We start from the raw sequence: 20,120 nt of genomic DNA on the forward strand, positions 1-20,120 counted from the left end.
CGTCTCTCGCGCGCAGCGCACCGGGAAGCGCCACTGCGAATGGCCGCTGCCTCGGCAATGCAGCTACGCTGACGCGGCTCGGTCGGCCAGCGCATCGACTGCGGCCTTCCAGATCACTACCTGACTCTCGCTGGACAGTTCCCGTGCGTGAGTGTGAGCCGACTGCTTCGCCACCTCCACCGCGTGTGGGGTGAGGGTGTCGATGGTGGCCGTAAGCGCTGTCGCAGTGAAGCCATCGGCAACCCACCCGATGTTGTAACGGTGCACGTACTCGGCCATCTCGGGCGATGGCCCCACGATAACTCCGAGACGCGCTTGCACATAGTCGAAGATCTTGTTCGGGAGTGCCCATTTGTTGTTGAAGTTCACCGGAGGCAGGATGTGGACGCCGACATCGTAGGCGCGCAGCGTAGCGGCGAGTTGCGCGTACGGGACGGGGTCGTGGACGGTGACTCGCCCGGCGCTGGCGACAGACGTGGCGATCAGCTCACCGAGATATGCCGGGTCGTTCGGCGTCAGGTAGAGGTCAAGCGTCGCATCCCGGGACGCCCGAACGGCGTCCAGCAGCGTGTCCAGATGCCGGTTGCGTAAGGCGGCACCGGAGTGGACGAGTCGAAGTGGGGCGTGCACCGGGGTAGGCTCGGCGTCCACATACGGCGCTGCGTTCGTGACGACCTCCGGCCGGAACCCGAACCGGCGCTCGTACGCTCGGGCGAGCCCCTCGCTGACGGTCGACCATGACGCAGCACGGGCCACCTGTGTGCGGCACATCCATTCCATGAAGGGCTTCACGAACAGGCGGAAGCGCAGGAGTTCCTCATGCTGCCGGGGGGAGTACTCGTGCAGATCCGCATGGATGCCGCCACGCGGCGAAACGGACAGCGCAACGCCCGCCGCCTCGACGTCGTTGGCGATGGCGACATCGAACGTGCGCCCGCGCAGTGCCGCCAGCGCCGCGGCGATGGCTGCGTTCCGGCGATAGGCACGGGCGAAGCGGCGCAGGATGACCAGCACGCGGTGGTGCCGCCAGATCGCATACTCATCCGGGATGCGGATGTGCTCGACCACGCCATCCGGCTCGTCGCCGTACCCGCACGTCACGATGTCGTACTGACCCCGGAAGAGGCTGATCTGCTTGAGCAGACGCGCATCGGAGACGATCGGCGAGAAGGACACGATCAGCAGCGTGGGCCGTGTGCTCAAGGAGCTCATGCTCCTCCTTTCGTGGATGCCAGTCCGCGGACGAGTTCGGCCGCGCGGGGCCCGGTATGCCGCACGTCGTACTCGCGCGCCCATGTCGCGCGGGGATCATAGGCTGTCTCCCCAGCATCCATGATCCGCCGGATCAAGGCCGCGATGCGGGCGGGCTCTGGGTCGGCAGGTACGAGCTCCCCAGTGCCGAGCTGCGGGCCCACAATCTCGGGGTTGCCGCCGACGTCGGTGGCGACTACGGGGATGCCATACGCGATCGCCTCCATGATGCTCACGGGGACCCCTTCGGAGGCACTCGCGTTCACGAAGACGTCTACACGGTGTGCCGCGTAGAAAGCGGGGATCTGGTCGTTCGCGGTCTGGCCGCATAGCTCGATCCGAAGGCCGGGGATGGTCTGCTCAGCTTCGCGACGGAGGCTGTCCAACAGTGGGCCTGCACCGAAGTGGACCCAGCGTACTGGCGCCTCCTCGGACATTCCAGGCAGGAGCCGAAGCGCGGCGAGGACAAGATCCACCCGCTTGATTTCCGTGACCGCCGAGCAGGAGACGACGAGCTTCTCCGCACCGGCCGGCGGGCGGCTGAGATGCGACGGCCCCGGGACGCCGAGGCGGCTGATCACCGTCTTCGCGTCGAGGGCCGAGCTCCGGTATCGCTCGGCGAGGTAGCGCGCCCCGTCATGCGAGATCGCGAGCACCCGATCCGAGCAACGGAACAAGAAGGGCCGAAACGGCAGATAGCCCTCGGGCGACAGTTCCTCGTAGAGGTCGTAACGGTGCAGGCGGACCGCGCGGGCCCGCACCCCCGTTAGCCACGCGAGGCCGAGTCCGCCTCCCATACCCCAGAAGGCGTAGGCGACGACATCGGGACTCTCGGCGATCGCTTCTCGCACCGCCCGGCGACGAGCCTGGGTGATGCCGACCCTGGCCCCCATGAGGAACAGCCGGACATGTCCGCGCAACCGCCCGCTCACCAGCTCCAACCATGTCGCCGCGAGCAGCTTCAGCAGCATCCTCGGGTGGACGGGCGCCCAAGGGGAATCGTCTGCGGAACGTTCGAAGAGGTTGCCGCCGAGGCGGACATTTCCGGGCATGGGGAGGGTGGGCACATCCGTGTTACGCGCGTGGCAGAACACCACGACGTCATCGAAACGCGCGGCGAGGTCGTCGATCTCCTTCGTCACGAAAGAGGCATCGCCGGTCGAGTACGGGTAGTCGTTGGTGAACAGCAGCAGTCGGGTCATCTCGCCGGTCACCGACGGCCTGCCATCAGCCCATCGATGACCTCAACCCAGATGTCGACCTGACGCTCGCCGGCGAGCTCGACGGCATGCGCATCCGCATTGGCCTTGAAGCGCGCCACCGACTCAGGCGTGAGCCGCTCGACCGCCGACTTCGTCGCATCCCGTTCGAAGTCGGCGGCAACCTCACCCAGGTCGTACTGGTGGACGTAGTAGACCATCTCCGCCGACGGTCCGATCAGCACTCCAAGTCGGGCCTGAACGTAGTCGAAGAGTTTGTTGGGCAAAGCGAGCTTGTTGTTGAAGTTGATCGGCGGCAGAACATGGATGCCCACGTCGTAGGCCTGCAGCGTCCCGGCGAGTTGGGCGTAGGGAACCGGATCATGGACGGTGATGCGTTCCGACTCGGCCGCGAGATCCTTGAGCTCCTGCAGGTACGGCGGATCGTTGGCCGTGAGATAGAAGTCCAGCGTGACATCGTTGGATGCCGCCTCCACGGCCTCTGCCATCACATGCAGTCGGCGGTTGCGCAGGCACGCTCCGCTGTGCACGAGGCGTATCACCGAACCGACCGGCGACGGCGACGCGTCAATGTACGGCGCCGCGTTGGTCACCAGGCGCGACCGGAATCCGAAGTTCTTCTCATACTCAGCCACGATGCCGCGACTCACGGTCGTCCATGCGGATGCCCTGGTCACATAGCGGCGGACGACCCATTCGAACCATGGTGTGATCCGTTGATGCCACAGTGCGTGGTCGTCATGCAGGCGCGGGCTGTACTCATGCAGATCCGCGAGGACGCCTCGACGCGGACGGAGCTTGACTGCTACCGGGACCGCCTCCACATCGTTCGCGATGGCGACGTCGAATCGGCGTCCCTTGAGCACCTCTCGTGAGAACCGCACGGCAGACAGGCGCCAGTATGCAGGCCGGTAGCGCTTAAGGGTGATCAGCGATCCGTTGAGGTCGTTGTACCTCTGGTCGTCAGGGATCGTGATGTGCTCGACCACCCCGTCAGGCGCCGGACCGTAGCCGCACGTCGTGACGTCGAAGTCCTGCGTGAAGCGGGTGACCTGCTTCAGCACTCGTGCGTCGCGTGCGATCGGCGAGTAGGAAAGGATCAGCATGGTGGGCCGGGGCGTGGTCATGCGCTCGTCCGTTCTCGTCTCAACACATACAGCACATAGCGTCGGAGAGTCGACTCACGGTCGAAGCTCCTCAGGATGTTCGGGGTGAACCAGCGCCGGAGTCGGCCGGCACGCGCCGCTCGCGCGACCTCGGCAGTCACCCGCTTGATCGTGGGCTCGGTCAGCAGCGCATCAAGAACTGCTCGATCCTGCCGGTTGAATGGGGCGATTGCACCCGGGTGAAGGGCGAGCAGTCGCCGCAGCAGCGTCGCCACGAACATCACCTCGGTGTCATCCCGCCACTGCGCGGCCGATGGACGAGCGCGCACCTTCCCGATGATGCTCACACGCGTCAGTTTGACGGCGAGCGCCCGGCGGTGCCGGGCATTCAGCCCCGTCGGTACTCCCTCGTCGAGTAGCCGGACAACCGCCTCCAGGTCTTCCTCAGCGTCCATCGTCGCGAGAGTGGTGCGCTCCCTGGCATCCAGTCCGATGACGTAGCAGGGAGCGTCCGCCAGGAAGTCCACCCGCGCTGCCTGCGTGAACAGACGGATACTGAAGACGAAATCCTCCCCGACACGGACACCTTCCGTCATGCCCAGCCCCAGCTGACGCATGGTTGCGGTGCGGATCAGCCCCAGTGGAGCGGTGCGATAGAACAACCGGTCTTTCGCGGCATCGAGCTCGTGACGGCGACCGAGGCGAACCAGTGGGTTGGGCATGCGCGCTTCGCCGTCGATGCGGATGCAGGCGATGGCCATATCGGGAGTTCGCTCACGCGCGGCGCGGATCCACGCAGCGAGCGCTCCGGGTTCGAGGAAATCGTCCGAACCGAGTACCGCGCAGTAGTCGGCCGTCACGAGCGACAGCCCGTGGTTGAACGGGCCCGCCGCGCTACGTATGCCATCCGCGTATTCGACGATACGCACAGCACCGTCGATGCCGGCCACGCGGTCGCGCAGGGCGTCCGCAGGCAGGCCGTGCGCCACGACGGTAACACGCACCAGATGCCGTGTCGTCTCATCCTGTAGAACCGAGCGAACGGCGCGATCGAGTGGACGCGTCTGATCGTGGCACGCGATGACGACGTCGACGAACGGTTCTGTCACGCCAGACCTGCCAACTGCGCCTGTTCTGCGAAGTTCGGAACCGACGAAACGAGCTCTTCGAACGTCCCGCGGGCGGCAATGGTGCCATCCTGCAGGAAGCAGATCAGGTCGCTGTCCCGGATGGTCGAAAGACGATGTGCGACGGACACGATGGTGACTTCGCCTTTCAGCCCACGGATCGCGGTCGTGACGAGAGACTCGGTCTTCGTGTCGAGTGCGCTGGTCGCCTCATCCAGCACGAGGACCAGTGGATCGCTGTAGAGAGCGCGCGCGATGCCGAGCCGCTGACGCTGGCCTCCCGACAGGGCCAGCCCCCTCTCGCCGATCCGACCGCGCATACCCTGATCGCGGGCTGCGATCGTATCCCACAGCTGTGCCCGCGTGAGAGCCTCCTGCACCTTGTCGAAGTCAATCTCGTCGTCCTCCCAGGCCAAGGCGACATTCTGCGCAATGGTCCCGTCGAACAGGGAGACATCCTGCGGCACATAGCCGACGCGGGATCGCCAAGCGGCAAGAACGTCGGTAAGCTCCTGGCCCCCCAGCATGATCGCACCCCGCTGGGGAACAAGGAGCCCCAGCAGCACGTCCACCAGAGTCGACTTGCCAGCACCGGACGAGCCGACCAGCGCGAGCGAGCTCCCGATGGGAATGTCGAGGTCGATGTCGTGGATCGCAGGCGTATCCTCGTGGCCGGGATAGGCGAACGCGACTCCCTTGAGCCGCAGCGCGTCAGGCGTGCCGACGATCGGCTCCTGCCCGAGGCGCTCGGCCGCGGCGATATGTATCTGAGATGCCTTGATGTCGAAGATCACGCCTTGAACGTGAGGGACGTTCGCCGTCGTCGTGGTGACGATCGACTGGAATCCGGTCAATGACGGGATCAGGCGGAAACCGGCAACGGCGAACAGGCCGACCGAGGCGACGGCGGCGGCGATCCCACCCGTCGCGTAACCGAGCGTGCCCACCAGCAGAAAACCACCCACCAGGGCTGCGTTGAGAACGAAGACCGGCAACGACCCGAGGAAGCTCATGTTCGCGCGGGCACGCGTGCTGAAGCGACGGTTGTACTGGACGATCTCCGCGACTTCTGCGGCCTTGTTGCGTAGCGTGATCTCCTTCAGCGCCTGCACCATCTCGGTCATCAGGGCCGCCACCTTGAGCGAGAAGTCTCGTGAGACGCGACCGGCCTGGACCGATCGACGTGAGATCACCCAATAGAGAAGTGCCATGATGCCGCCCAGGTACACAACCGTGATGACGGCGGTGAGCGGCTGCGCGATCAGCAGCACCCCCACGATCAGCACGAACGACAACGCCAGCGCAGGCAACTGGATGATCGGCAGCAGAAAGCCGGCGGTCGTGTTGGCGATGCCGACATCGGCGATGCGGACGATCTGTGCGGTGTTCCGCGCGAGGCGGTGAGTCCAGGGCGCCTTGATGTAACTGTCGAAGAGGTAGCGCCCGATCTCCAGTTCGAACGACGCGAAGCGTCGGGTCGCGAACCATTGCTGGCCGAGAGCGAGTACGGACTTGAGGAGGATGAGCAGAGCGACGGCGGCGAATACCCAGATGAACGCGTCCGGTTCGATCGCCCCGATGACGGGCAGACGGATGGCCACCCCGGAGATCATTGGCGCAAGACTGACCGCGAGTAGGCCGATCGCGCCGATGTCGAGAACAGCCAGCAAGCATGACACGACGACGTACCGAATCAGGTACGAGCGCGCGTCCTCCGGGAGCCACGGAAGCAACTCACGCAGCGTCCGCAAGACCACCTTCACGCGGGCACCGATACTAGAACGGCAGACGAGGGCATTGGCCTATCCTCTCACGCACCGGCCACTCCACCCTGGGCCGGCGCCCCGAGAAACTCCCGCAGCACGTTGGCCGAACGCCTGCCGTCGTGGACCGCTCTGACGAACTCGCGACCGGTCGCGGCCAGGGCGATGAAGCGGTCGGGCTCGGCTACGACAGCTCGCAGCACGCCCTCGAGTCCGTCGGCACGTGCTTGGAGGATGGGGAGCTCCCGGCCGGTGTGTACCCGGACCGCATCGCGCACCTGATCGGATACATGACTGATCACGAGTCTTCCTGATGCCATCGCCTCGCACGCTGCGACTCCGTAGATGCCAAGCGCAAACTGATCGAGCACGATATCCGCCCGACCATACTCAGCCGGCATCTGCGCAGCCGGCACATTCCGCAGCTCGCGATAGTCCACGAGCCCCTCGGCGTGCAGTCGTCGCATCGTCGCACCGATGAGCGAGCTCCCCTTCAGTCCCGCATTGCTGGGCACATGCACGACGATGGGCTTCGCACCCCACCGAATCTCGCTCGAGGACGCTTCCCATCGCTTCAGGTCTACGACCACCGGCAGCCAGGATGCCTGAGGCACCTCATCCAGGAGGTCGGGCGTCGACACGAACACCGGGGCATCCACATCTGCCATGAGCGCGCGTCCGCGCTGTGCGATTTCTTCGAGGCGATCAGTGTCGGCGTATCCGCTGCCGCGGAACGGCGAGTCCGGCTCACGCGCCGCGTGCGCGCTGGGGAGGCGGATGTCGCTGCCGTGCCATAGCAACGCCACGGCCACGCGGTGTCGCTGAAGTCTGCGCAGTTGGTCGGCTAGGGGCTCGTCCGTTCCGAAAAGCTGCCGCCCGGACTCGACGATGACGTGCGTGAACCGAGCCGCAACGGCACGTCGCTGGGCGCGTTGCCACGGACGATTCGTGCGGAAGAACACCGTCGGTACCTCGGAGTCGGCGAGGAACCCGAACGTGTCGTTCGGGTCGCGGTACATGAACGCCGCCGCAGCGGTTCCTTCGACGCGCTCGGAGGCGCGGGCCCAGGCGTAACCCTGCCCCGCAGAGTTCACCGGAGCGATGAACAGTCGTCGCTGTGCTCCGCGGAGCACCCCAGGCTCACCTGTTGTTCCGGCGGCCCGGGCCTCCCGGAGATCGCGTCGCAGCCGCCACGCCCAGGCCACCGGTGGCACTCTGCCGACACGGGCACGCAGAGAGGTGACGAGCCGAGGCATGCGGATCAGAGACTTACCGACCCGCCGGTGCCCGCGGATGCGAGCGCGGCTTCGATGACGGCGAGGGTGCGTTGGCCTTGCGCCATGGTGACGACGTCGCTGGGTTTGCCGAGGACGGCGTCGCGGAAGGCTTCGTGTTCGACGCGGAGGGGTTCACGTTTCGCGAACGCGTAGCGGGTGACATCGCCTTCGGAGACCCCGCGGAACGAGGACACCGATTCCCATTCCAGGGGGATGGTGCCGTTGGCGTGGAAAGTGAGGTCGCCGGTGGCGGTGTCGGCGACGAACGCGCCCTTCTCGCCGGTGACGATGGTGACGCGTTCTTTCATCGGGCTGAGCCAGTTCACGAGGTGATTCACGATGACCCCGGAGGCCAGCCGGCCGCTGATGGTGATCATGTCTTCGTATTCCCGTCCCGATTTGAACGTGGTCTGCGCGAACACGGTCTCGTACTCGGACTGCGCCACCCACGCCGTCAGGTCCACGTCATGGGACGCAAGGTCCTTCGCGACGCCCACATCGGCGATCCGCGACGGGAACGGGCCCTGCCGGCGGGTCTGGATCTGATACACCGCTCCCAACTCGCCCTCTTCCAGACGGCGGCGCAACTCCTGCAAGGCCGGGTTGAACCGTTCGATGTGCCCGACCGCGCCCACCAGGCCCGCCGCAGCGAAAGCGTCGACCATCCGCTGACCGGCCTCCAACGTGTCGGCGATGGGCTTTTCGACCAGGGTGTGCACCCCCGCGGCGGCGAGTTTCAGCGCGGCATCCTCGTGGAACCGGGTGGGCACCGCCACCACGGCCATATCGATCCCGGCCGCGATCAGTGCCTCGATATCGGGCAGCACGTTCAGTCCGCCCGCGACCCCGTGCGGGTCGCCGCCCGGGTCGGCGATGGCGACCAGGTCGACACCGTCCAGTTCCCGCAGCACCCGCGCGTGATGGCGGCCCATCATCCCGACACCGAGCAACCCGGCGCGCAGTACGGCCATCAGGCGCCCGCCCCGGCGACCGCGTTCACCGCGGCCACAATGCGGTCGAGATCGCCCTGCGACAGCGACGGGTGCACGGGGAGGGACACCACCTCACCGGCAGCGCGTTCCGTCTCGGGCAGCTCCAGCCCCGGCGCATACGGCGCCAGCGACGGCAACCGGTGGTTCGGGATCGGGTAGTACACTCCAGAACCGACCTGATGCTCCTCCCGCAACGCCGTCACGAACCCGTCCCGATCCTCCGGCACCCGGACCGTGTACTGGTGATACACATGCACCGCACCCTCACGGACCGGCGGAACGACCACACCGCGCAGGCTAGCGTCCAGGAACGCAGCGTTCTCCTGCCGCGCGCGTGTCCACCCATCCACCTTCGTCAACTGCACCCGGCCGATCGATGCGTGAATATCGGTCATCCGCGCGTTGAACCCGACCACCTCGTTCTCGTACTGCCGCTCCATTCCCTGATTACGCAGCAGCCGGGCGTTGCGGGCGATGGTGTCATCGGCGGCGGTGATCATCCCGCCCTCACCACTGGTCATGTTCTTCGTCGGGTACAGCGAGAACATCCCGAACGAGCCGAACGTGCCCACCGGGCGGCCGTCCAGCGACGCCCCATGCGCCTGCGCCGCATCCTCGAACAGCATGAGCCCATGCTTCTGCGCGATCGCCTCCAGCTCTCGCATCAACGCCGGGTGACCGTACAGATGCACCGGCATGATGCCCTTCGTCCGCGCGGTGATCGCCGCTTCCACCGAGGCCGGATCCAGAGTGAACGTGTCCGCCTCGATATCGGCGAACACCGGGCTGGCGCCGGTCAACGCGACCGAGTTGCCCGTCGCGGCGAACGTGAACGACGGCACGATGACCTCGTCCCCGGCGCCGACACCTGACGCCAGCAAACCCAGATGCAGTCCCGCCGTCCCCGAGTTGACCGCAACCGTCGGCCGACCCTGCACGAAATGCGCCCCGAACTCCCGCTCGAACGCTGCCACCTCCGGGCCCTGCGCGACCATGCCGCTGCGCAACACCCGATCGACTGCCTCACGCTCCTCATCACCGATGATCGGCTTGGCGGGGGGAATGAACTCGCTCACGCAATCTCCTTCTGGAGGGTCCGTCGGTCTCGATGCTGCTTCCGGCGACATACGGAGCCGTGTGTCTTCATTCTATCGATGCGGCCTGGAGTGCCTTGGGGTGCGTACGGCCATGAGTACGGCTTTCGCGGCCCGCTCCCCCACTGCAGAAAGGGAGACGTGCTCGCGCGCCCACGCCGCGCGGTCGGCGCGGTGCGCGGCGGTCGTGCCGGCGGCATCCTGTGCCAGCATCTGTCGCATTGCTCCGGCGACGGCATCGGGCGTGAACGCAACGGCCGCTCCGAGTCCTGCATCGCGGACGATCGCCCCACCGACCTCTGCGCCGGCGAAGATCACGGGCGTGCCGCAGGCCGCCGCCGCGTATGTCTTCGTCGGGCGGGCGAAGTCGTAGCCGATGCCGGGCGCGATGGAGACCAGTGACGCCAGCGCCCCCCGGATCCAGGCGGCGGATGCGCTCGGCTCCACCACGCCGCCGAACCGAACGCGACCGGGCACGAGCTCATCGGCGACGCGACGGAGGTCACGTTCGACGGCGCCCTGTCCGAAGAATCGCAGACCGACATCGGGGAACTCACCGGCGAGCTGCGCGAAGGCCCGGATGAAGACCTCGGGCTGCTGCCACTCCGACATCGTGCCGGTGTACACGAAGTAGCGCGCATCGGGCGCGGCGGGCGCGACCTCTGGGGTGAACACGTCAGCGTCGATGCCGTTGCCGACCGTGCTGATCCGCACAGGGTCGGCTCCGAGTGCGACGAGCCGTCGGGTGACCTCGTCCGACACCGAGATGACGCCCGCGGCAGACCGCAGCGCCCGACGTTCCATCCAGCGCATGAGCGAGACGATGACACGGTGCGCGCCCATGCTGATCACGCCGTCGGTCCAGACATCCGCCGCGTAGTAGACGAAGGGGCGGCGGCGTATCCAGGCGACCGCCGCGACGACGAGACCGGTCGTGGGCGGCGACTCGGCCACTGCGACGTCGAACCGGCGGAACAGCATCCGCAGCGCAAGGGGAGCGTCGAAGCTCAGGTACTGGATGTAGCCGCGGACATTGCCGCCGCGGTCGCGGAGCACCGGCCACCGTGACACGCGCACCCCGGTCGGGTCGGGCGTCTTGGGCGCCTGCGGCGGGGGCGTGGTCGTCACGACCGTGACTTCGGCCCCGCCACGCGCAAGGGCGCGGGCGAGGGCACCGAGGCGGAAGGCACCCGCGCTCACCTCGGGCACGAACAGTCGCGAGGCGATCAGGATTCTCGGGGCTCTCACCGGTCCGCGGCACCGTCCGTGTCATCGGACGCCACATCATCGGCGCCCGCGGAGGCCTCCAGCCGCCGGAGCCGTTCGTCCGTGAACGCGCTCTGCTCGGCGAGGGCGCGCAGCTTCTCCTCGATGCGGGTGAGCTCGGCGCCGTACTGCAGGCTGACCAGGAACAGCAGCCCGATCGCGACGAAGAAAGCGAGGTTGGTGGGCACGGCGATGCCAAGCAATCGCGCAGCCCAGGTGAGTGTCTGCGGGAAGATCGCCACGACCAGCGCGATGATTCCGCCGACGAGCCACCAGATCGCATGACGTTCCCGCAATGTCGCGCGCCGCATCAGCTCGATGATGGCGATGAGGGCGAGCACTGCGGCGACAATGCCGAAGACGTATGTGGCCGTGGTCACGACACCGTTCCTTCCTCGATGCGCACGCGCGGCCGCATCAGCGCCAGCAGGAACGCGATGCCCGCCCGCAGCAGGTACACCGAGGCGCGCACGGGGTGGTGGGAGGGCAGGCCGGCCTGTCGCTCTCGCATCGCGATCGCCACGGGTTCGATGCGCAGACCCGCTCGCGCGGCGATGACGAGAGCCTCGACGGTGTCGCCGAGATACTCGGCGGGATACGTGTGTGCGAACAGGGCCACGCCGCGTGCACCGGTCGCTTTGAAGCCGCTGGTGACGTCGGGCAGGCTCCGGTGGGCGACCAGGCTCACCGCGCGCGCGAGGAAGCGCATCGCCCAGCGGCGTGGTCCCCGCGCGTCGTACTCGCCCGCTCCGGCGAAGCGAGAGCCGACCACGATGTCGGCGTCGTCGAGCCGGGCGAGCAGCGTCGGGATGTCGTGCGGGTCGTGCTGGCCGTCGGCGTCGACCTGGACGACGACCGTGTACCCGTTGTCGCGCGCGAAGCGGAAGCCGGCGCGCATGGCGCCGCCCACGCCGAGGTTGAACGGCAGCTCGAGCACGGTAGCTCCGGCATCCCTTGCGATCCGAGCCGTGGCATCCACCGACCCGTCGTCGACAACAAGGCAGAGCGCGTCGGGCATGGCCGCATGGACTTCACGCACGACGTCCCCCACAGACGCCTCTTCATTGAACGCCGGCACGACGACGAGGAGGGAGGGGATAGAGCCGGGCACGTCAGCCGATCCTAGTCGGGGTGTCATCGGCTGCACGCCGAGACCCGCCAGAGCGATGCGGCTCCCTCGGAGTCCACCCGTTCGAAGCCGGGCTGCCCGTCGAAAGCGGTGAAGCCGGGCATCTCGACGCGACCGGTGCCCGCGTCGCCTGGGCCGAAGTCCACGACGTAGGCCACACCCAGCTCCTCGACGGCGGCGCACACCTCGGGATCGGATGCCGCGTCGCGCAGTCCCTCGGCGAGCACGGCGTAGGTGGCGCTGCGGGGCACCTGCCACTTCGCGGGGAAGACATCGACCCCACTGAGCGCGAAGCCGAAGGCGGCCCCTGTGCCCGGATTGCCGATCACCCGAGCGCCGGACTCCACCGAGTCGGGAAGCCGTTCGATCAGCGCCCGCTCGTCGCGCGTGAGCCATGTCTCATCGTCGATCGTGAACCGCGACTGTGTCTCGGTCACGCCGTTCGCGACGTGGTAGCGCTGCGTGACCGGCTCGGCGGCCACTCCCCCGGCAAGTACGACAAGAATCAGCCCGATCGACACCCATCCTGCCGCGCGCCTCACGACCGCTGCCGCGCGGAAGATGCGCACCGCCGCGTCGACCAGGGCGACCACGCCGATCGCCGCGAGAGGCACAGTCAGGGCAGGAAGCAACGCGGCCAGCCGGTAGGTGTCGCCGTACCAGGGGCCGACCAGCGGCAGCCTGATGGCCGCGGTGTCGACAGCGGCCGCAACGCCGTAGAGCAGTGCGAACGCGAGCCAGGCGACGGAGAGCCACGACGTCCGTCGGCGGAGGAGCGCCGCGACACCGCCGACGACAGCCAGCACCGAGACCACCCACATCGCCGGCGTACCGGCATACCCAGACGAGACGAGATCGAGTGCCGCGCCGGCGGGTGTGCGCACGCTGCCCCAGTAGTCGGCCGTGACCATCCGCGACATCTGCACCCACAGCAGTGTCAGCAGGGCGAATCCGCTGACAAGGGCCGCGAGACCGGCCCAGCGGCCCCTTGACGGCAATGCGCCCCACCCCACCCACAGTCTTCCCGCCGCATACAGACCGACCAGCAGCCCCCACGCCAGGATGACCGACGTCTGTGCCATCGCCAGGGCGAGCAGCACCATTCCGATCCCGACGATCAGACCGGCACCGCGACCGAGGAGCGACAGACGCTCGTCGGGGCGCGGCAGGAGTTCGACGACGACGGCGACGGCCGCGGGCAGCAGAGCGACGGCGAGCAGATAGGAGTACAGGATGCCGTATTGGATGAGCAGCAGAGGGAAGGCGATGAGGGCGGGGCTCAGTGCCGCGGCGGCCGCTGCGGCCAGGCGCCGACCGGTCGCCGCCTGGGTCATCCACGCGACGCCCAGCGGCCACACGACCGCCGCGACCATCACCGTGAGCACGTTCGTCGTCTGGGGGATGCCGGCGCCGGAGAACGTTGCGATGAGGGAGGCCATCGCGTGCCACGCGCCCGGATAGAACGCGCCCGGGGCCTCGGGATCGACGAGCCCGCCGAGTCCGAACGGCGTGGCGGCCCCGTGCTCGAGGATCGCCCGTACCGCACCGAGGTGGAACGGCGCGTCATTGGACTGCGACACGTTCTCGGGCGCACCGATGTACGCGATCACGCGCACGGCACCGAGAATCACGCCACCGGCGAGACCCAGCAGCAGTGGGCCACGTCGCCCGTGCAGCTGAGGGGTGGACGCCGGCACCCGCAGCGCGCGCGCGGCGAACACGCACACCGCCGTGAGCAGCGCCACTCCGATCGCGGCAGTCAGGCCATTCCATGTGAGGCCGATCAGCGGATAGACGATCGCGAGCAGAACGACCATCGCCGTCGAGGCGACCGGGGCGAACGCCCACTGCCCGAGCCGGCGCAACCCGATTGCACGGGCCGCGATCATGCCGGGGACGAACAGGATCGCTGCGGCGACCAGGAACGTCCACCACTGAATTACCCAGGCCATCGCGATTCTCCGGTCGGCGCGGCACGGCGCCGCAGATCCTCATCGATTCTAGGAGTGGCCCATCCGGCATCCCGGAGGAATCTCTCAGGATGACGTCTAGAATTTGAACATCACGTGACGCCGGATCGAACGAACGGGGCTGCTCTGCGCACCGCACTCATCGGATACACGGGCTTCGTCGGCTCCAACCTGCTCGACGCTCACCCTTTCGACGACCTCTACAACTCGAGTAACATCGGCGACCTCGCCGGCCGCGAATACGATCTCGTCGTCTCGGCGGGCAATCGTGCCGACTCGCACCGCATCAATACGCACGGTGCCGAGGACCTCGCCGAGATCGACCAGCTCGTCGACACGATCAGCTCAGCACGAATCGGCAAGCTCGTGCTCATCTCGACCGTATGCGTCTACCCGTGGGGCGGCGCACCCGACGAGAGCACGCCTCTCTCGGCGGACGGGCTGACGCCGTACGGCGCCAACCGCCTGCACCAGGAGCAGCGACTCACTGGCGCCTTCGACACGCTCATCGTCCGGCTCCCGCAGTTGTACGGCGCACGGTTGCGCAAAGGAGTGGTGTACGACCTCGCGAACGACTACCGCGTGGAGTTCATCGACCCCGCCATGGCATTCCAGCACTACGACGTGCGGCGACTGTGGGGCGACATCGAGACGGCTCTGACGGCGGGCCTGCCTGCCTTCAACGTGGCGACACCTCCGATCACGAACGCCGAACTCGCGCGCGAGGTGTTCGATCGCGAGATCAGCGGGCAGACGCCGCCGTCCGCGCCGTCCCCATTCGCGCGGATGTACACGCGGAACATGACGACCGCACACACCGATGTGTTCGGCGGAGGCGGCGGATACCTGCACAGCACCCAGGATGAATTCGACGGACTGCGACGGTTCGTCGACGAGATCCGCAGCGACCAGGACGGACAGGCCTGACATGCACCAGGGGCACCGTATCTCCGCCATCGTCAATTGCGCCGGCAAGGGAACTCGATTCGGCAGCAACAAGCTGCTCGTCGAGCTCGGCGGATGCACGATCCTCGAGAAGACAGTGCGCGCGATGTGCGCCCCCGTCGTCGACGAGGTCATCGTGACGGTCAGCGAAGACAACGAGGAGCTGTACCGTCGTATCCTCATCGATGAAGGCGGTCTGCCCGTGACGCTCGTAGTCGGCGGAGCAGAGCGCCACATCTCCGCGCACCGCGGACTGTCCGCCACATCGGGCGACATCGTGGTCGTCCACGACGGCGTTCGACCGTTCGTGACCGAGGATCTGATCGTCGCGACGATCGATGCCGCCATCGAGCACGGCGCTGCGATGCTGGGAACCCCGAGCACCGTGCAGGTGAAGCTCGTCAGCGACGACGGGTTCATCGAGGGGTCGCTCGATCGCGCGCACTCCTGGCTGGGACAGACGCCGCAGGCCTTCCGCCGGGAGCACCTCGTGCAGGCCTACGAACGGGCACTCGCCGATGGCTACGCCCGCATCAGCGACGATGCAGATCTGGTCGCCGAGTATTGCGGCGTCCCGTCTCGAATCCTGCTCGGCGATGATCACAACATCAAGATCACGACGCCGCAGGATCTCGGAACTGCGCGGATGATCGAAGAGGGTCGGGCCGATTCGGAGGAGTGACTCCGGTCAGCCTTCGAGGGCCTCGACGGCCCCCTCGATCGGCCCGTCGAAGACGACGACGCCCTTCTTGATGATGATGCCGCGGGTGCACAGTTCAAGGACCTGAGCCTTGCTGTGACTGACGACCATCATCGTCACCCCTCGCTCGGCAAGTTCTTTGAGCTTGACCGCGCACTTCGCGCGGAACGGCGCGTCACCCACGGAGAGGACCTCGTCGACGAGGAGCACATCGAGCTCGACATGGATGGCGACGCTGAATGCGAGGCGCATGAACATGCCGGACGAGTAATGCTTGACGTCCTGGTCGATGAAATCGCCGATTCCGCTGAACTCGAGGATCTCATCGAACCGTTCTCTGGTCTCGCGCTCGCTCATCCCGAGGATGGCGGCGTTCAAGAACACATTCTCGCGACCAGTGAGATCGGGGTGGAAGCCGGCGCCTACTTCGATCAGACCGGCGACACGGCCGCGGGTGAACACCCGTCCCTCGTCCGGCTCGAGCACACCGGACACGAGCTTGAGGGTAGTCGACTTTCCCGAGCCGTTGAGCCCCATGATGGCCACCGATTCACCGGCGCCGATCGTGAAGTTGACGTCATTGAGCGCCTGGAACTGGGTGGCGCGGACCGGCCTGCGTCGGATGAAGTTGATGAAGGCTTCTCGCATCGACCTTGACGCCCGCTTGTTGAACCATTTCGAGACATGCTCAACGATGATGCGAGGCTGAGTGGAGACGTCGACCATCACAGGTCCTGCGCAAACGTGCGCTCGGCGCGACGGAAGACGTATTGTCCCACGACGTTGACCACGACGATGATGCCGCACGCCGCTGCAATGTACCAGCCCATCGCGGGCGGCCATCCCAGCCAATCGGAGGGGTCGACGGCGGGCTGCCAGAACGCATGGTGGAAGAGCTCGACGGCGATGGTCACCGGGTTGCACATGTACAGGTGGAAGATCCACGGTATATCGCGGGTGATGTCAGCCACCATGACCCATGTGTACAGGATCGGCGATGCCCATGTGGCCACGGTGCGAACGATCTCCACCATGTTGGAGGCGTCACGGAATCGCACGTTGAACGCCGAGAAGAACAGTCCGAGCCCCAGGATGAACGCGAGGATCAGGGCCAGTCCGCCCAGTGCCAGCCCGACGGAGAGTAAGGAGGGCACCCAGCCGAAGAGGAACACGCAGACCACGAGAAGGATCGCCAGCTGCGGGAGGAAGTGGATGAAGGAGCCGGTGATGGCGGCGATCGGGAACAATTCTCGCGGCAGATAGATCTTCCGGACCAGAGCCTTGTTCTCGACGATCGATCGCGTAGCCGCACCGAATGCCTCATTGAACAGGTTGACCACGACGATTCCGCTGAACAGGTAGAGCGGGAACGCCTCGACGTTGCGATGCATCCCCAGCACCTGTCCGACGACGAGGAAATACACGAGGAACTGCACGGTGGGTCGGACGTACGACCAGAACCATCCGAGCACCGAGTTGCGGTATCGGACCGAGGTGCTCTTGCCGATCAGCAGGCGCAGCAGGTAGCCATAGCGGAAGACGTCGAGGAGTCCCCGCCCGCGCCCAGGCGTGTCGAAGGCGCTGTAGTCAATAGTTGTCACTGGTGTCCTTGGTGGCCGCCGGGTCCCTACCCTCGGCCAGCCAACGGCCATCCTAACCGAACCGAGCAGTGAGTCGCTGGTGCGACTCTGGCACTCAGCACCGCTGCAGCCGAGCCACCTGCGGACCGAGTACGCCCGTCCCGCCGACCAGCGTGACGGATGTGGATTTCGCCTTGAGCAGGAAGTCGGCGAGCTGCGGCGAGGCGCACGTGCTCGAAGACACGATCAGCGGTGACCCCGAGCCGGCCGCAAGCACCGATCCGGCCAGCGCATCCGGGAAGTCGGTGCCGGTAGCGACGACCACCGACTTCACGCCACCCGAGAACGCCGCGCTGTTGAGCGACGCGTTCGTCGCGTACCGGTCCAGGCCTCCGTAGCGGGTCACGCTGAGTTTGCGTCCGCTGAGCTGGCTCGCGATGCCCTTGGACACCGCTCCCTCGCCGCCCACGATGACCGCCTTGGTCGCCTTCAGCGATCCGAGCAGTGAGAGCGTCGCTGTGTCGAGTGTCGACGATGTGCCCTGCACCAGCACCACAGGCGAACCGTTCGCGCCCGCAACCGCCGCCGCGCCGAGGGCGTCGGCGTATTGGAAGCCGGTGGCAAGGTACACCGTCGTGGCCGTCCCATATGCGGCCGCGACCTTCCGGGCCGTCTCGTAGCGGTCGGCGCCGGCGAGGCGCTCGACAGCGAGCGACGAGCCGAGCAGCGACTTCAGGCGGTCTGCCATCTTCGAATCGAGAACACCTGTGCCCCCGACGAGCACCACCTTTGCGGGCGCGAGCCGCTTCAGCTCGGCTGAGGTGGATGCCGGCAGCTGACTCAGCTGCGCCAGCAGCAGCGAGGCGTCTTTGGTCGCGGCCAGCGGTGCCACGGCCAGAGCGTCGGCGAAGTCAGCACCGGTTGCGAGGTACACCGTCTTCGCTCCGGTCGGGTACGCAGCCTTCGACACCTGAACAGCGGTCTCGTAGCGATCCGCCCCTGCCACACGTGTGCTCGTGTAACCCGTCGCGGTAACGGCTGCCGATGTCTTCGCCACCGACCCTTGACCGGTGATCTTGGCCGTGGCGGTGAGTGTCACTTTCCTGCCGGCGTCGTCATTGGTCACCCGATATGTCGCGGAGGTCGCGCCCTTGATGGCCTGTCCGTCACGTTTCCACTGGTAGGCGAAAGACGAAGGCTTGGGCCACCAGGTGCCGGTCTTAGCGGTCAGGATCTGACCGGCGACCGCCGTGCCCGACACGGTCGGCTCGGGGGTGAGTACAGCATCAGACAGATAGTCACTGTGCGCCCAGAAGGATGAGCCGTTGATCATCAGGCGCCACCACTCCCCGTACGTCCCGGTCCGCTCGTAGACCGAGCCCTGCGTGATCTGAGTCTTGCCCGTCTCACAAGCAGTGGACGGCGCCTTGCGCGCGTTCAGTGTGCCCGTCGTCACGGCTGCGTAGCCGGTGGATGCCGCGATGGCTGCCGAGGTCGGGACGGCGCACGCGTTGCCCGAACCGGCCGGCGTGCCGGTGACCGCCACATCAAGATACTCCGAGGCCACCCACAGCTGCTTGCCGCCGGAGCTGATGCGGGTCCACATGCCGTATGTGCCGGTCGTGGTGACCGTGGCGCCCTTGCTGAGCGAGGTCATCCCGGTCGTGCACTTCTCGGTCGGCGCGGTGCGCACGTTCAGCGAGGCGGCTGTGACCTTCGCCGTGCCCGAGCGGGCGGCGATGTCGTTTGCCGCGGGGACGGTGCACGCAGCGATCTGTGCGGGCGCACCGGTCGAACTGCTGGCATCCGGAGCGAACCAGCTCACATAGAAGTTGTAGAAGTTGCGGTTGCCGTAGGTCGAGCACTTGTCACCTGTGCCCGAACCGGCAGCAAGCGCCGCGATGTTCGGACGGTACGGCGTGTAGATATACAAGTTCGCGGTCGCCTGGTTCTGGATGTAGACCTTCGACGTGCCGCACGACGAGGACGGGTGCCACTTGATCGTGTTGACCTGGCCGGGCTTGTAGTTGAACGAGTTCGGGTTCAGGACGTAGACCTGCTGCTGTCGCGCACCCAGGTACACCTGATTCACGAATCCGGCGGCAGCTTCGCTGCAAGGTGCCGTGTCAGGGCAGCTCTGCCCCATCGCGGCACGGTAATTCCACGCCGACGGTGCCGTCGAGGTGACGAGGCCCTGCTCCTTCTGGAGCATCACGAGGATCACCTTCTGGCTGATCCCGCAGGCTTTGCCCACGTCGGCGATGATCTGGGCCGCCGTCGTATTCGAACGGGCCGCCACAGCTTTGCAGTACCTGTCCGCCGCCTTGGCCGGCAGATTCCCTTTGAAGCTCTTCAGGCACGTCGGGTTACCGGACGTCGCCTTGCACGTGGCCACCTTGCCGTTGAGAAAAGTCTGAATCTGTGCCGCGGTCATCGCGTCGCCGTCGAAGAATTCGGCGTCGCTGATGATGAATCCGCCCTCGAGGATCGACCCCGGAAGGTCTGCGGCCTGCGCCGGTGCAGGGCTGAGAAGCGACATCATCCCCGCGATCAGCGCGATCGCGACGGCGGCGACGACCGCCTTCAGAGACGTCGCTCGGCGGCGATCGAGGGTGTGAAGCATGTGACCATTGTTACTGAAGTCAACAGTCAATACCACCTGAAAGTCGGACCCCGACGCAAAGACACGCCGATTCCAGC

Annotated in this window: 17 protein-coding genes; 2 read left to right on the plus strand and 15 right to left on the minus strand. The window is 66.6% G+C overall.

The genetic code is table 11. The features are described from left to right. Positions 1-63: 63 nt before the first annotated feature. From BKA10_RS07895 to BKA10_RS07950, 12 genes are all read right to left on the minus strand, one after another. The gene (locus tag BKA10_RS07895; RefSeq protein ID WP_183499388.1) at positions 64-1,212 is read right to left on the minus strand and encodes a glycosyltransferase family protein; all 1,149 of its coding nucleotides are present in this window, start codon (positions 1,210-1,212) and stop codon (positions 64-66) included. Next, positions 1,209-2,453, minus strand: coding sequence for a glycosyltransferase (locus BKA10_RS07900; protein WP_183499389.1), 1,245 nt, complete (start codon positions 2,451-2,453; stop codon positions 1,209-1,211). Before BKA10_RS07900 ends, BKA10_RS07895 begins: the two co-directional genes overlap by 4 nt. An 8-nt stretch (positions 2,454-2,461) precedes the next feature. Beyond that, entirely contained in the window at positions 2,462-3,598 is a 1,137-nt protein-coding gene (locus tag BKA10_RS07905; protein ID WP_183499390.1) for a glycosyltransferase, read from the minus strand. Further along, a complete protein-coding gene (locus BKA10_RS07910) occupies positions 3,595-4,686 on the minus strand; it encodes a glycosyltransferase family 2 protein (protein ID WP_183499391.1) in 1,092 nt (363 codons plus the stop codon). The genes BKA10_RS07905 and BKA10_RS07910 overlap by 4 nt, the downstream gene beginning before the upstream one ends. Then, complete coding sequence (locus tag BKA10_RS07915) at positions 4,683-6,467, minus strand: ABC transporter ATP-binding protein (protein ID WP_183499392.1); 1,785 nt, start codon at positions 6,465-6,467, stop codon at positions 4,683-4,685. Before BKA10_RS07915 ends, BKA10_RS07910 begins: the two co-directional genes overlap by 4 nt. Before the next feature lie 47 nt (positions 6,468-6,514). Beyond that, positions 6,515-7,600, minus strand: a complete 1,086-nt coding sequence (locus BKA10_RS07920) for a glycosyltransferase (protein WP_183499393.1) — start codon at positions 7,598-7,600, stop codon at positions 6,515-6,517. A 128-nt stretch (positions 7,601-7,728) separates the two neighbouring features. Then, entirely contained in the window at positions 7,729-8,715 is a 987-nt protein-coding gene (locus BKA10_RS07925) for a Gfo/Idh/MocA family protein (RefSeq protein WP_183499394.1), read from the minus strand. Further along, the gene (locus BKA10_RS07930; protein WP_248198876.1) at positions 8,715-9,812 is read right to left on the minus strand and encodes a DegT/DnrJ/EryC1/StrS family aminotransferase; all 1,098 of its coding nucleotides are present in this window, start codon (positions 9,810-9,812) and stop codon (positions 8,715-8,717) included. The genes BKA10_RS07925 and BKA10_RS07930 overlap by 1 nt, the downstream gene beginning before the upstream one ends. 72 nt (positions 9,813-9,884) lie before the next feature. Beyond that, positions 9,885-11,078 (minus strand): glycosyltransferase, encoded by a 1,194-nt coding sequence (locus BKA10_RS07935; protein WP_183499396.1) that lies wholly within the window; start codon positions 11,076-11,078, stop codon positions 9,885-9,887. After that, complete coding sequence (locus tag BKA10_RS07940) at positions 11,075-11,476, minus strand: DUF2304 family protein (protein ID WP_183499397.1); 402 nt, start codon at positions 11,474-11,476, stop codon at positions 11,075-11,077. The genes BKA10_RS07935 and BKA10_RS07940 overlap by 4 nt, the downstream gene beginning before the upstream one ends. After that, complete coding sequence (locus BKA10_RS07945) at positions 11,473-12,207, minus strand: glycosyltransferase (RefSeq protein WP_248198874.1); 735 nt, start codon at positions 12,205-12,207, stop codon at positions 11,473-11,475. Before BKA10_RS07945 ends, BKA10_RS07940 begins: the two co-directional genes overlap by 4 nt. A 23-nt stretch (positions 12,208-12,230) precedes the next feature. Beyond that, positions 12,231-14,177: a DUF6541 family protein gene (locus tag BKA10_RS07950; RefSeq protein WP_183499399.1), complete on the minus strand. Its 1,947-nt coding sequence runs from the start codon at positions 14,175-14,177 to the stop codon at positions 12,231-12,233. Positions 14,178-14,291: 114 nt separating this feature from the next. Between BKA10_RS07950 and BKA10_RS07955 the strand changes: the two genes are divergently transcribed. Together BKA10_RS07955 and BKA10_RS07960 are read left to right on the plus strand one after the other, a co-directional pair. Then, positions 14,292-15,122, plus strand: a complete 831-nt coding sequence (locus BKA10_RS07955) for an NAD-dependent epimerase/dehydratase family protein (protein WP_183499400.1) — start codon at positions 14,292-14,294, stop codon at positions 15,120-15,122. Between the two features lies 1 nt (position 15,123). Continuing rightward, positions 15,124-15,822 carry an IspD/TarI family cytidylyltransferase gene (locus BKA10_RS07960; protein ID WP_183499401.1) on the plus strand — a complete coding sequence of 233 codons (699 nt, stop codon included), beginning with the start codon at positions 15,124-15,126 and terminating at the stop codon, positions 15,820-15,822. A 6-nt stretch (positions 15,823-15,828) separates the two neighbouring features. Here BKA10_RS07960 and BKA10_RS07965 read toward each other — a convergent pair whose 3' ends face one another. From BKA10_RS07965 to BKA10_RS07975, 3 genes are all read right to left on the minus strand, one after another. Further along, on the minus strand, positions 15,829-16,566 hold the full coding sequence (locus BKA10_RS07965) for an ABC transporter ATP-binding protein (RefSeq protein ID WP_183499402.1): 738 nt from the start codon (positions 16,564-16,566) through the stop codon (positions 15,829-15,831). Continuing rightward, a complete protein-coding gene (locus BKA10_RS07970) occupies positions 16,566-17,441 on the minus strand; it encodes an ABC transporter permease (protein WP_248198872.1) in 876 nt (291 codons plus the stop codon). Before BKA10_RS07970 ends, BKA10_RS07965 begins: the two co-directional genes overlap by 1 nt. A gap of 94 nt (positions 17,442-17,535) precedes the next feature. Continuing rightward, positions 17,536-20,043: a cell wall-binding repeat-containing protein gene (locus BKA10_RS07975; protein ID WP_183499404.1), complete on the minus strand. Its 2,508-nt coding sequence runs from the start codon at positions 20,041-20,043 to the stop codon at positions 17,536-17,538. Positions 20,044-20,120 lie beyond the last annotated feature (77 nt).

Source organism: Microbacterium invictum, assembly GCF_014197265.1.
Classification (GTDB): domain Bacteria; phylum Actinomycetota; class Actinomycetes; order Actinomycetales; family Microbacteriaceae; genus Microbacterium; species Microbacterium invictum.

Excerpts from the sequence above, each read along its gene's own strand:
- BKA10_RS07965 (WP_183499402.1), bottom strand. The coding sequence starts at position 16,566 with ATGGTCGACGTCTCCACTCAGCCTCGCATCATCGTTGAGCATGTCTCG.
- BKA10_RS07925 (WP_183499394.1), bottom strand. The coding sequence starts at position 8,715 with ATGGCCGTACTGCGCGCCGGGTTGCTCGGTGTCGGGATGATGGGCCGC.
- BKA10_RS07960 (WP_183499401.1), top strand. The coding sequence starts at position 15,124 with ATGCACCAGGGGCACCGTATCTCCGCCATCGTCAATTGCGCCGGCAAG.
- BKA10_RS07975 (WP_183499404.1), bottom strand. The coding sequence starts at position 20,043 with ATGCTTCACACCCTCGATCGCCGCCGAGCGACGTCTCTGAAGGCGGTC.
- BKA10_RS07895 (WP_183499388.1), bottom strand. The coding sequence starts at position 1,212 with ATGAGCTCCTTGAGCACACGGCCCACGCTGCTGATCGTGTCCTTCTCG.
- BKA10_RS07900 (WP_183499389.1), bottom strand. The coding sequence starts at position 2,453 with ATGACCCGACTGCTGCTGTTCACCAACGACTACCCGTACTCGACCGGC.
- BKA10_RS07950 (WP_183499399.1), bottom strand. The coding sequence starts at position 14,177 with ATGGCCTGGGTAATTCAGTGGTGGACGTTCCTGGTCGCCGCAGCGATC.
- BKA10_RS07905 (WP_183499390.1), bottom strand. The coding sequence starts at position 3,598 with ATGACCACGCCCCGGCCCACCATGCTGATCCTTTCCTACTCGCCGATC.